General features: G+C 45.4%; 8 protein-coding genes and 3 tRNA genes. 9 read left to right on the forward strand and 2 right to left on the reverse strand.

Going from position 1 to position 12,351, the window contains the following annotated elements; all coding sequences use genetic code 11:
* Positions 1-7 precede the first annotated feature (7 nt).
* From ACPYIV_RS12460 to ACPYIV_RS12485, 6 genes are all read left to right on the forward strand, one after another.
* On the forward strand, positions 8-1,855 hold the full coding sequence (locus tag ACPYIV_RS12460) for a RagB/SusD family nutrient uptake outer membrane protein (protein ID WP_300762788.1): 1,848 nt from the start codon (positions 8-10) through the stop codon (positions 1,853-1,855).
* Positions 1,856-1,877: 22 nt separating this feature from the next.
* On the forward strand, positions 1,878-2,573 hold the full coding sequence (locus tag ACPYIV_RS12465) for a DUF3823 domain-containing protein (RefSeq protein ID WP_425883271.1): 696 nt from the start codon (positions 1,878-1,880) through the stop codon (positions 2,571-2,573).
* 66 nt (positions 2,574-2,639) lie between these two features.
* Positions 2,640-3,779, forward strand: coding sequence for a glycoside hydrolase family 130 protein (locus ACPYIV_RS12470; RefSeq protein WP_293734346.1), 1,140 nt, complete (start codon positions 2,640-2,642; stop codon positions 3,777-3,779).
* Between the two features lie 8 nt (positions 3,780-3,787).
* On the forward strand, positions 3,788-6,481 hold the full coding sequence (locus ACPYIV_RS12475) for a glycosyl hydrolase 2 galactose-binding domain-containing protein (RefSeq protein ID WP_425883274.1): 2,694 nt from the start codon (positions 3,788-3,790) through the stop codon (positions 6,479-6,481).
* Between the two features lie 205 nt (positions 6,482-6,686).
* The gene (locus tag ACPYIV_RS12480; protein WP_425883276.1) at positions 6,687-7,778 is read left to right on the forward strand and encodes a metallophosphoesterase; all 1,092 of its coding nucleotides are present in this window, start codon (positions 6,687-6,689) and stop codon (positions 7,776-7,778) included.
* Positions 7,779-7,784: 6 nt separating this feature from the next.
* Positions 7,785-8,912, forward strand: a complete 1,128-nt coding sequence (locus ACPYIV_RS12485) for a metallophosphoesterase (protein ID WP_293740725.1) — start codon at positions 7,785-7,787, stop codon at positions 8,910-8,912.
* Between the two features lie 115 nt (positions 8,913-9,027).
* Here ACPYIV_RS12485 and ACPYIV_RS12490 read toward each other — a convergent pair whose 3' ends face one another.
* Both ACPYIV_RS12490 and ACPYIV_RS12495 read right to left on the reverse strand, forming a co-directional pair.
* On the reverse strand, positions 9,028-10,791 hold the full coding sequence (locus tag ACPYIV_RS12490; RefSeq protein ID WP_299360085.1) for a S41 family peptidase: 1,764 nt from the start codon (positions 10,789-10,791) through the stop codon (positions 9,028-9,030).
* Positions 10,792-10,838: 47 nt separating this feature from the next.
* The gene (locus ACPYIV_RS12495) at positions 10,839-11,816 is read right to left on the reverse strand and encodes an adenosine kinase (protein WP_293734351.1); all 978 of its coding nucleotides are present in this window, start codon (positions 11,814-11,816) and stop codon (positions 10,839-10,841) included.
* A gap of 108 nt (positions 11,817-11,924) precedes the next feature.
* Here ACPYIV_RS12495 and ACPYIV_RS12500 point away from each other — a divergent pair.
* From ACPYIV_RS12500 to ACPYIV_RS12510, 3 genes are all read left to right on the forward strand, one after another.
* Positions 11,925-11,998: transfer RNA gene (locus ACPYIV_RS12500), tRNA-Asn, on the forward strand.
* A gap of 36 nt (positions 11,999-12,034) precedes the next feature.
* A tRNA-Asn gene (locus tag ACPYIV_RS12505) sits at positions 12,035-12,108 on the forward strand.
* A gap of 38 nt (positions 12,109-12,146) precedes the next feature.
* Positions 12,147-12,220 (forward strand) — tRNA-Asn (locus ACPYIV_RS12510).
* Positions 12,221-12,351 lie beyond the last annotated feature (131 nt).

A 12,351-nucleotide genomic window follows, 5' to 3' on the forward strand; every position in this document is an offset into this window, starting at 1 on the left:
AGAAACGATGAAGACAACAATTATAAAAAATATCGGATGTGGATTACTTTTGTTAGGTACGACAGCATGTGCCGACTACCTTGAAAAAGAATCTTTCGACATCATCACTCCCGAACAAGTTTGGAAAGATCCTAAACTGATCAATGGTGTCATGGTCAACCTATACAATGACCTGAATGTTGAAGATTTCAACTATTGGTATCGTGACTCATGGCGCCTGCAAAACGCCTCTTCCATGTCTGACGAAGCACAAGGTTCTTTCCAGAAAGATCCTCTATTTGACAATGGAAATGCGACATACACGTATGAAGATCATCTATTTGAACAAAAATTTGCAGACCGCTATAAAAACATCCGTAACTGCAACGACTTTATCAGCCAGTTACAGGAAGCGACAGCCTTGTCGGACTCTGAAAAGAAATTACTGTTGGCCGAATCCCGTTTTATTCGTGCCATGCACTATTTCACATTGGTAAAACGCTATGGCGGTATACCTTTGATTGATGCTCCGCAACAATATGACCCCAATAATCTGGAAACCTTGATGGTTCCTCGTAATAAAGAAGTCGAAATTTATGATTTCATCGTGAAAGAATGCCAGGAAGCCGCTCAGGATCTTCCCGAGACAAGAGATGCCGGAGCCAAATACCGGGCAAGTAAATATGTAGCCTTATCCTTATGTTCACGGGCAGCCTTGTATGCCGGTTCCATTGCTCGCTATGGGACAGTTCAAAAAGAGGGACTCGTAGGTATCCCGTCATCCGAAGCAGACCGCTTTTTCCAAACGGCATACGATGCATCCAAAACGATCATCGCTTCCGGCAAATATGCCTTGTACAACAAAAAGCCCGATAATAAAGCACAGAACTTTTGCGACATGTTCCTGAAAGGTAACGGTGATAACGGAGAATATATCTTCCAGAAACAATATAACGTTGCAGGAGGCAAAGGCCACGACTGGGACAAACGTAACGCACCGTTCTCTTATCGTGCCGGTGGTTGGGGATGCGGTATCGCACCTACCCTTGAAATGGTTGAATCATACGAATATATAGACGGTTCAGAAGGCACTCTGAAGTTGGAAGAAAATGGCAAACAGCTTCGGTTCGACGATCCTTACGAAGTATTCGCAAACAAAGATCCGCGCTTGTTCGCTTCCGTTTATCTACCCGGTTCCCCTTGCCAGAGCACAAAGGTCGAATGGAAAAGAGGTATCATCGTTTCCGACAACGAAAGATATCAGGCGACCAGCCAGCCGGATGGTGGTAATACGGTTGAAATCAACGGAGTCACCTATAGCACATCAGGCAAAGATGGTGGAGCCGATGCCGGAGATGCCTCCAAAACAGGTTTCTATCAGAAGAAATTCTGGGACGAAACATTGACCGATATGAATATGGGTAAGTCAGAAACTCCATGGCCGGTTTTCCGTTTAGGAGAAATTTATCTAAATTTGGCGGAAGCTGCAATGGAGTTGAACAAATCATCTGAAGCATTGGATGCAGTCAACAAGATTCGTGAACGTGCCGGAATCGCCTTATTGTCAAACATCAATATGGAAAAGATCCGTCACGAACGTAGAGTGGAATTGGCATTCGAAGGTCATCGCTTCTGGGATATGAAACGTTGGAGAATTGCTCACTTGGATGTAGCACAAGGCGGTTTGAATGGATTCAGAGGAACGGCATTGTATCCTTGGTATGATATTCGTGATGGTAAATATGTATTCGAAAGAGGAGCCAACACTCCGAAACAGAAACGTATTTTCTTGGAAAAGAACTATTATACAAAGATCAACCAGACAGATATGAATTCAAATCCGAATCTCATTCAGAACCCGGGTTATACCAATTAATCATCTAATTTAGAAATTTGATATGAAAAAGATAAGTTTATTACTGATGGCCGTTTGCTCGTTATGCTTCACAAGCTGTTTGAGCGATCTGGATAATTATGAATCTCCCAACGGAGGTATCAAAGGACAAATTCTGGATGCAGAAACGAATGAACCGATTCCACTGCCTGTTCAGGGATCCACAGGTGTTATTATCAATATGTTCGAACAAAACACAGATGCAACACAATCGGTCGATTTTTATGCAAAGATGGATGGTTCATACGAAAATGCAAAGTTGTTCAACTGTGATTATAAAATTGTTGTAAACGGTCCGTTTGTTTCTCCTTGCGAAGAATTTGTAACCATAAAAGGACAGACAACATTGGATCTGAAAGCAACTCCTTATGCAAGAATCAACGCTTCAGCACAAGTTACAGGTAAAAAAATCACGATTACATACAAGGTGAACCCAACAAGTAGCAATTTCAATGTATCCGAAGTGTACGGTTACTGGAATTTTGCTCCGGGCGTCGATAATGGAAATGCCAACCAAGCAGGAAAGCAAATCGTTAAGGAGCAGGAAGGGACGATCGTTTTCGATCTGGAAAACGATAAAACCTACAAGGACAATCTGTACAAAATACAAGCAAATGGCAACAAAATATATGTACGTGTCGGTGCTAAAACAGAAGGCGCAGTCAACTACAGTTCCATTATCGAAGTAATTATAAAATAATACAAAGCGAAAAAAGCACAGATATCATAACCTATGAATATCTGTGCTTTTTCTTATTTTTGAAGCATGAAAAAAAGTATCATATTCATCAGTATGCTTGTTTTACCCTTGTTCGGACATGGGCAAAACATATTACCGGATTGGGCATTAGGAGGATTCGTCAGACCGGCTAATGTAAATCCGATTATCACGCCGAATCCTAATAACCATTTCGACTGCCCAATGCAAGGAAAATCTATGGGGTGGGAAGAAAGCGATGTCTTTAATCCGGCAGCCACCATCAAAGATGGCAAAATCTGTGTTTTATATCGTGCCGAAGACAATTCGGCAATCGGTATAGGTAAACGGACTTCTCGAATCGGGCTTGCCGAATCAAAAGATGGTATAAACATGAAACGTCGGAAAACCCCCGTGATGTATCCGGATAACGATAATGCTAAAGAGTTTGAGTGGACCGGCGGTTGTGAAGACCCTCGTGTCACAATGACAGAAGACGGCTTGTATGTCATGGCTTATACGGGATGGAATCGGAAGGTAGCTCGTTTATGCATTGCGACTTCACGCGATTTGATCACTTGGGAAAAGCACGGTCCGGCTTTCGCTAAAGCCTACGATGGCCGGTTCAAAGACATGTTTTGCAAATCAGGTTCGATGGTAACAACAATCAAAGATGGCAAACAGGTGCTGGCCAAGATTGGAGGCAAATATTTTATGTATTGGGGAGAGCATGCTGTTTATGCGGCAACTTCCGATGACTTGGTAAACTGGACCCCGATATTGGATGAAAATAACGAACTGGCAACCGTCATCAAACCCCGCCCACAATATTTTGACAGTGCTTTAACGGAATGTGGCCCCCCCGCAGTCTTGACCGACAAAGGAATCGTTTTGCTTTATAACGGTAAAAACCAAACAAACGATAGCAAACGGGACAAGCGTTTCACAGGTGGGGCTTATTGTGCCGGACAACTTCTGACCGACTCGAAAGAGCCAATGAAAGTATTGGGGCGATTGGATGTCCCTTTCTTCCGTCCAATGGATGCTTTTGAAAAAAGCGGACAGTATGTAGACGGAACCGTCTTCATCGAAGGGCTTGTATTCTTTAAAAACAAATGGTATCTCTATTACGGATGTGCCGATTCACAAGTGGGTGTGGCAATTTACGATCCGACCCAAAAGACTGTTGGTGATCCGATTCCCTATTAAAAAAGCAGATGATGAAACATATTATTTTTGGATTGTGCTTACTCCTGTCTTCAGGATTAACACAAGCTCAGACACCCAATTATTACCGGAACCCGGATAAAATATATCTGGATTCGAAAGAAGGACATAACGGAAGTTTCACCTGGCAGATGCATAAGGCCGACGAGACGAAAGATCCGGCTGAAAAAATCTCGCAACCAGGCTATCAGACCGGACAATGGATGCCGGCAATCGTTCCGGGAACAGTCCTGAACTCCCTCGTCCACAACAAGGTATATCCGGAACCTTATTATGGCATGAATAACAAGTTAGACCGGAATATCATCCCGGATCTTGCCAAAACAGGACGCGAGTTCTACACCTATTGGTTCCGTACGGAATTTGACGTACCGGAAAACTATAAAGACAAAATCGTCTGGCTTCAGGTAGACGGTATCAATTACCGCGCCGAAATATGGGTAAACGGCTATCTGCTTGGCAATATGTCCGGTATGTTCAAACCGGAATATATCAATATCACTGATTTCGCCCGCATCGGCCAGAAGAACGCTCTGGCAATCAAGATTCATCCGGTCGATATGCCGGGGACCATCAAGCCGAAACAGTGGGGAGCCGCCGGTGAGTTTCACAATGGCGGAGACGGTAACATCGGACTGAACACAACCATGCTGATGAGTGTCGGTTGGGATTTCACCTTCAACGACGGTATCCGCGACCGTAATACCGGTATCTGGAAAAACATCAGCCTCTATGCTACGGACAAAGCGGTCATCCGCCATCCGTTCATCAAATCCGAACTCTCCAAACCAAGCTACGATTTGGCAAAAGAGACGGTCAGTGTAGAGGTGACAAACCCGACACAGCGTGGCGTAAAATGTACGGTCAAAGGAGAAATCGTCGGTGAGAACATCACATTCAGCAAAGAGTTGAGCCTGTTCAGGGGAGAAACGCGGGAGGTTTGCTTCACTCCGGAAGAATTTCCGCAACTGACAATCAAGAACCCGCGTCTGTGGTGGCCGGTCTTCAAAGGGAAACCGGAGCTGTACGAACTGAAACTGACCGTAAGCGTAGACGGTAAAGTGTCCGATGAGACGAAAACCCGTTTCGGTATCCGGGAAATTACATCCGACCAGAATACACCGGACAAATCCCGCCAATTCTATGTGAACGGCAAGAAGCTCTTCATCCGGGGAACCAACTGGATTCCGGAAGGAATGCTCCGTACCTCCGACGAACGTACTTATGCAGAATTGCGTTATACAAAACAATCCGGTATCAACCTGGTCCGTATGTGGGGAGGTGGAATTGCCGAATCAGACTATTTCTTCCAGCTCTGCGACGAAATGGGACTCCTTGTCTGGCAAGAATTCTGGATGACCGGCGACACCAAACATCCGCAGGATAAAGATTTATATCTGAGTAATGTCGAAGCAACCGTAAAACGCCTGCGCAACCATCCTTCACTGGCCTATTATGTATCTTCCAACGAGAGCACGGAAATGCCGGGAGCAAAAGACCTGATCATGAAACTGGATGGGACACGCGGCTACCAGATGCAGTCGGAATGTGACGGCGTACACGACGGCAGCCCCTACAAACAGGTGAACCCGATGCAGCACTACGAGAATACGGCCTCCGAACGCGGTAGCCGTGTCGATGGCTTCAACCCGGAATATGGTTCGCCCACTATCCCGACAGTCGAAACGCTCCGCGAAGTAATGGACGAAAAAGATCTCTGGCCGATCAATAAAGAGGTATGGGATTATCATGATGGCGGAGGATTCCATCTCATGTCAACCATGTACACAGACCTTACCAACCATTATGGTCCTTCCTCCTCCATCGAAGAGTTTGCCACCAAAGGTCAGGCAGTCGGTGCCATGAACTCCAAATCGATCTGGGAAGTCTGGAACTATAACAAATTCGGTTATGGCGACCGCTATGCATCAGGCTTATTGTTCTGGTATCATAACTGTCCTGTAAGTCAGGTTTGCGCCCGTATGTGGGATTATTCTTTGGAACCGACCGCCTCTTTATATCATACCCAGAACGCATTGGAACCGCTTCATGCCCAGTTTGATTATCTGAAAAATACGGTTTCCGTTTATAATGACTACTATCAGGCATTCAACGGCTATAAGGTAGCTGCCGAAGTCTACGATCTGAACAGCAAGAAGGTGTGGAGCAAAAGCCAGAAGATCGATATCCCGGAAGACGGTGTCGTAAACGATGTCTTCACAATCGACTTTCCTCAGAACATCACGCAAGTTCATTTTATAAAACTACGTCTGTTCGATACGAAAGGGAAAGAAGTCGCCAATACATTCTACTGGCGCTCTAACGATAAATATGAAGGTCGCAAGACCCTGACAGGCCCGACCTCATCCGGCTTCGAAGATCTGTCGAAACTGAAACAGGTACAATTGAAGACTCGCTACAAAGCTTATCAAGAAGGCGACCGCCATTTCATTAAAGCAGAAATAAGGAACCCGTCTTCAACCGTAGCATTCTTCACCCAGCTTCAATTGCTCGATCAGGACAAAAAGCCGGTGCGCCCCAGCTTCTACACAGACAACTTCTTCTCGCTCTTACCGGGAGAAAGTAAAACCGTCATCATAGAAACGGCCACAAGCGATATGCCATCCGAACCGACATTCGTTGTGAAAGGCTGGAATATCAAACCAAACAATTTCAAATTGTAATATCATAACGGTAAATGAAGTATAAGATAGGTTTCCTTGTTGATATCGGCAAGGGAACCTATCTTTGTATTATATAATGACACTTCAAGCTTGCCGACACCTGCCTGACTGCCCAAGACCATTTCAAGGCTTTGTTGGACAAATTCCGGATTAAATACGAGAATAACTAAAATTGTTTCCGTACTTTTGCCGAAAATTTACAACTATGCCGACATTTTTTGTTGTCCTCATTAGTATTTATCTTGCAGGAAACATTTATATATTCAGGAGAGGGGCACAGGCTTTGGTAGCTCAGCCTTTCGGGGTTAAAGTTTTATTAGCTGTACTGTTTTGGTGCGGAGCATTAGCATTCATCGGTAGCTTCCTGGCTCGAGATACAAAATTACCAGTCGTTTTGGCCCATACGGCCCACGAAATAGGAACCGGCTGGTTGGTCTTTACGCTTTATATGGTATTGTTTCTGATCGTATTCGACTTATTCCGACTTTTCAACTTTCCGTTCAAATATGGGTTTTATATGTCCTTATTTCTAACACTCAGCCTGTTAAGTTATGGATATTATAATTATCAACACCCGAAAACAGAAGTTATCAACATAGTTATCAACAAGCAGGCGGTTCATAACGAACAACCGTTGAAAGTTGTTTCCGTCAGCGATATCCATTTAGGATACGGGACAGACAAGGAAGAACTCAAACAATATGTCGGGATGATCAACGCACAAAAGCCGGACCTGATCCTGATAGGTGGCGACCTGATCGACAACAGCGTAGTTCCCCTTTATGAAGAGAAGATGATGGAGGAATTAGCGGAATTGAAAGCCCCTTTAGGTATTTACATGGTACCGGGGAATCATGAATACATCAGTGGCATACGGAAAAGCATACAATTTATTAATGAGACACCGATCCACCTGTTGCGGGATGAAGTCGTAACGCTGCCTAACGGTATACAAATAGTCGGACGGGATGACCGCAGCAACAAATCCCGGCTATCCTTGCAGGAGCTGACGAAAAACATTGACCCGGCAAAACCTGTTATTCTTCTGGATCATCAACCGTACAATCTGTCGGATACGGAACATGCAGGCATCGACCTTCAGTTCAGCGGGCATACGCATCGCGGACAGGTATGGCCGCTCAGCCTTATTACCGACCATATATTCGAACAAAGCTACGGTTACCGCAAGTGGGGGGACAGCCATGTTTATGTTTCCTCCGGCCTTTCGCTCTGGGGGCCTCCTTTCAGGATCGGCACCGACAGCGAACTTGTCGTATTCAACATTACTTATAAATAGCTTAAAATGAGGGTTTTCATTCAATCGATAGTTGCACAGATATTACTGAATCCTTATATCTTCTGGAGAGGGTATCAGGCAATTCCTCCCAAAAAGAGCTGGCGGATTCCCTATATCTTGTTTTTTATCCTTGAATTATCTCTCTTCTTCTTCGGCTTTACATTCCGCAATGTGCTGCCGGATCCTGTCATGATTGCCATCCAGTATATTTGCAACACCTGGTATATCGCTTCTCTTTACATCACCCTCTCCCTGCTCCTGTTAGAAGTGCTACGTCTGGGCAACCGCTTTTTCCATTGGTTCCCCGGTTGGGTTACGGCACATTGGAGGCAGACAAAACTGACTTTATTCTTCCTGATCATAGTTTTTGTGACCGGCTTGATGTTTCATGCTTATCATGTCGTTGCCTACCCGGTGGTCAAAGATGTATATGTCACCCTTCCCAAAGGGAGCAGCGACCGGGATAGCATGACGATTGTCATGATGAGCGATCTCCATATCGGGGAAGTGATCGGCAAGGAACTGGTACAACGATACGTGAAGATGAGCAACGAACAGCATCCCGACATGGTCGTATTGGTAGGCGATATCATGGATTATGAATCCCGCTTTGCTGAAAAAGCCCGTATAGAAGAGGATCTGAAACAGCTGAAAGCCCCGTTAGGTGTATATGTGGTGTATGGCAACCATGAGTATCGTGCCAACCGCATAGCCAAATACCGCTGGCTGAAGAAAACAGGGGCAACGCTTCTGATCGATTCCGTTGCCCGGCCGGATTCATCCTTCTACCTGATCGGACGGGACGACTATATCAACAAGAAAAGAAAACCGTTGCATGCGCTTATGGCAGGTATCGACACAACCAAGCCGGTCATCGTATTGGATCATCAACCCTGGTCGTTTGCCGAAATGGCGATGAACGGAGTAGACCTCGGACTCCACGGGCACACCCATAACGGGCAACTATGGCCCTACCCCCTCGCAATGAAACTGATCTACGAATGTCCGTACGGCTACCATAAGAAAGGACCGACCCAGTTCTATGTATCTTCCGGCATCGGGATAGCCGGACCTCCCTACCGGGTCGGGACTGTTTCGGAGATGGTAGTGCTGCATATCAAGTTTGTCAACTAAATATCACGTTTTTTTATTTTTATCATTAGTCAATAACTTGCGTGACAAGTTCAAAAACAAACAGACTCAAGGGTTAGTTTAGTCCCCTACGAAGTCTGTTATTATGACAAATTACTTATACAAAGAATATGCCGGGATTATACTGGTAAGCCATTTCTCCTCCTCCTTTACCGGATACAGGCTTTTTGTTGGTTACCGGTTGTTCTTCGGTTTTCTCGGGAGCGCTAAGCGTTTGCTTGTAAATCTCCGGATCACCCAACACTTCCAGCGCCTTATCCAAAACGTCATCTTCCTTCAGGCTGTTTACCAGCTCGCCTTTCTGGAAATAATAACGCTTCATGATCTCGGAAGTCAACAGCTTCTTGATTTGATCCTTGTTACGATCGAAATCCCGTTCCAGATCCGGAGTCAGTTTAGCTTCCAAAGACTTGAAGATAGTGGAATCGTTATCCATATAGCCTTCAAACTTAGCTACCTCTTTCAGATTCTTCAACAGCTTTTCACTCTGCCGGTCATAGGTGAAGTTCTTTTCTTTGGCATATTGCTTGAAAGCTTCAAAGTCTTCGTCCGTCACCTCGAAATCTTCAGGCGAAGCGATTTTCTTATGCTTCTGTGACCAGTTGGCGACAAAATCCGTCAGGATAAAATCCGTCATCAAATAGAACATCATGGTCGGCGTTTCCGGTTCTTCTATTTTGAAGTCAGGGGTAATACCGCCTCCATCCCGCACGGGACGCCCTTTGGATGTATAAAAGACAGATGTCAGGCTATCCGGAATAGCCCCGACACTTCCATCGGCTTTCCGGTGCGAATAGTCCATCTGCTGGATACAACGTCCGCTGGGAATGTAATACTTGCTCATCGTCACTTTCACACTCCCGTTATACGGAAGTTCACGGGTAGACTGCACGAGCCCCTTTCCGAAAGAACGCTGTCCGACCAACACGGCACGGTCCATATCCTGCAAAGAACCCGAAACGATCTCGGCAGCAGAAGCAGAAGCTCCGTTAATAAGGACAGCCATCGGGATCACCGTATCGAGCGGTTCGTTAGGCGTGCGGTAGGTACGGTCCCACTGGCTGATCTTTCCTTTTGTCGAAACCACCTCTTTTCCCTTCGGGACGAACATGCCGACAATTTGCGTGGCACTTTCCAGCAGACCGCCGCCATTGTTACGCAAATCCAGAATCAACGATTTAATGTGATGGTTCTTTTTCAGATCCTCGAACGCATTTTTCACTTCCTGCGCACTCTTATCCGTAAAACCCTTCAAATAAATATAACCTACACCGTCACCACGCACACCATAGTAAGTAACCTGGTTTTCCAGAATCTGTTTACGCACCAGTTCCACTTCACGCGGTTTCTTGTCATACGGACTCTGTATCTTCAATACCATTTTCGTATTGGGGACACCTTTCAGCAAGGCGCTTACCTCATCCGAAGATTTGTCGGTCACATCCACCGTGTCGATCGCCAGGATGCGGTCGCCCGCTTTCAATCCGGCCAAAGCAGCCGGCATCCCTTCAAACGGCTCGATAATATAGACACCGCCCTCTTTCCGTTCACGGATATAAGAACCGATACCGCCATATTCACCGGTCGTCATGAATTTGAGCTTATCCATTTCCTGCTCAGGGTAGTATTCGGTATAAGGGTCCAGCCCTCCTAACATGGCATCGATCCCCCGGCGTACCGTTTTCTCGACGTCGACCGAATCCACGTAAAACATTTCCACCTCTTTTACCAGAGCGTTAAAGATATCCAGGTTTTTACTAACCTCGAAACGGTTGTCTTTCTGTGCCTGTCCGGGGGTCACGCCACCCAACAGGAGCAGCAAACTAAAAAGAGCTATTATTTTCTCTCGTTGTTTATACATAGAATATTTAGTTAATTAACGACGTAAATGTATATAATAAACGCTTGTCAGGCCAATATACCATTTACTTTTAACTTTATTTGTTCCCATTTATCATCCGGTATCTGTGCCCCGATCACATCGATTATGTAGCCTGCCAGAAGCGAACCGATACGGGCCGACTGTTCCAATGTCGCACCGACCGACTGCCCGTACAGGAATCCGGCAGCAAAATGGTCGCCGGCCCCCGTCGTATCAACCGGTTTGCCCCCTTCAGCCGGAACAGCGATGACCTGTCCTTTGCTTCCCACCAAGGCACCCTCTTTTCCTAAAGTAACTAAAGAAATCTCCACCTGTTCCGACAGGACTTTGACAGCTTCGTGCGCTTTCAGCCCGGTGAAGGCTTCCGCCTCGCTTTCGTTAGAGAAAAGAATATCGACATATTTAGGGATAATATCGTCCAGCAGCCCCCGGAAAGCATTCACGATATTGAAGTTGGAAAGGTCGAGGGCGACCTTCAATCCCAACTTCTTTGCTTTCTGCATAGTGGTGCGTACAAGCTCTTCGTTCACCAACAGATAGCCTTCGATATAGATACATTGGTAAGAAGAAAGCATATCTTCCGTAATTTCATCCGGTATGATCGTCGGGGCCGGTCCGAGGAACGTCCCCATCGTGCGCTCGCCATCCGGTGAAATCAAAACCGTACAGCTACCGGAAATACCATCTGTCTTGGCAAAATAGGGAGAGACATTCGCTTTTTTCAAGGCTTCTTCATAATATTCACCTACGGAATCAGAACCGATCTTACCTATAAATCCGGCATTTGCTCCTAAAGTTGCCATCGCACGCATAGTATTGCATACCGAACCGCCCGGTGCCTGGCTACGTTCGAGGCTTTCCTGCGACTTACGGATTTTAATCATCTGTTCCTGGTTAATCATATCCATTGCGCCTTTCTGTATGCCTACTTCCGCCAACACATCATCGTTTTCAAGCCTCAGCAGAACGTCTACCAAAGCGTTTCCTAATCCAATCGTATTCATTTTTTCTATTTTTTTTCGCAAAGATATTGCATATTTCAAAAAGAACCTCTACTTTTGCAGTGCAATTTCAGAAAGGGGTACGATAAGTACTAAACTGAAAAAAATTATTCTTCCTTAGCTCAGTTGGTTAGAGCATCTGACTGTTAATCAGAGGGTCCTTGGTTCAAGTCCAAGAGGAAGAGCAAAAGACATCGGGAAAGACTGAAAAAGACATATTTTCTTCCTTAGCTCAGTTGGTTAGAGCATCTGACTGTTAATCAGAGGGTCCTTGGTTCAAGTCCAAGAGGAAGAGCAGGAAAGACATCGGGAAAGACTGAAAAAGACATATTTTCTTCCTTAGCTCAGTTGGTTAGAGCATCTGACTGTTAATCAGAGGGTCCTTGGTTCAAGTCCAAGAGGAAGAGCGAAAAAAGAGATACTTCACAAGAGTGTCTCTTTTTTTATACCCGGCAAGATTAATCATATTTAACTCCGATACATTCGTATCTTCCAGATATTCTCTTACATTTGTGTAGTTTACCACAAAGCAGAAAAT

Source organism: Parabacteroides vesiculifaciens (genome assembly GCF_049860805.1).
GTDB lineage: Bacteria > Bacteroidota > Bacteroidia > Bacteroidales > Tannerellaceae > Parabacteroides.

Bases quoted from the DNA above. Each gene is read 5' to 3' on its own strand.
- ACPYIV_RS12460 (WP_300762788.1), top strand. From the start codon at position 8: ATGAAGACAACAATTATAAAAAATATCGGATGTGGATTACTTTTGTTA.
- ACPYIV_RS12465 (WP_425883271.1), top strand. From the start codon at position 1,878: ATGAAAAAGATAAGTTTATTACTGATGGCCGTTTGCTCGTTATGCTTC.
- ACPYIV_RS12470 (WP_293734346.1), top strand. From the start codon at position 2,640: ATGAAAAAAAGTATCATATTCATCAGTATGCTTGTTTTACCCTTGTTC.
- ACPYIV_RS12475 (WP_425883274.1), top strand. From the start codon at position 3,788: ATGATGAAACATATTATTTTTGGATTGTGCTTACTCCTGTCTTCAGGA.
- ACPYIV_RS12480 (WP_425883276.1), top strand. From the start codon at position 6,687: ATGCCGACATTTTTTGTTGTCCTCATTAGTATTTATCTTGCAGGAAAC.
- ACPYIV_RS12485 (WP_293740725.1), top strand. From the start codon at position 7,785: ATGAGGGTTTTCATTCAATCGATAGTTGCACAGATATTACTGAATCCT.
- ACPYIV_RS12490 (WP_299360085.1), bottom strand. From the start codon at position 10,791: ATGTATAAACAACGAGAGAAAATAATAGCTCTTTTTAGTTTGCTGCTC.
- ACPYIV_RS12495 (WP_293734351.1), bottom strand. From the start codon at position 11,816: ATGAATACGATTGGATTAGGAAACGCTTTGGTAGACGTTCTGCTGAGG.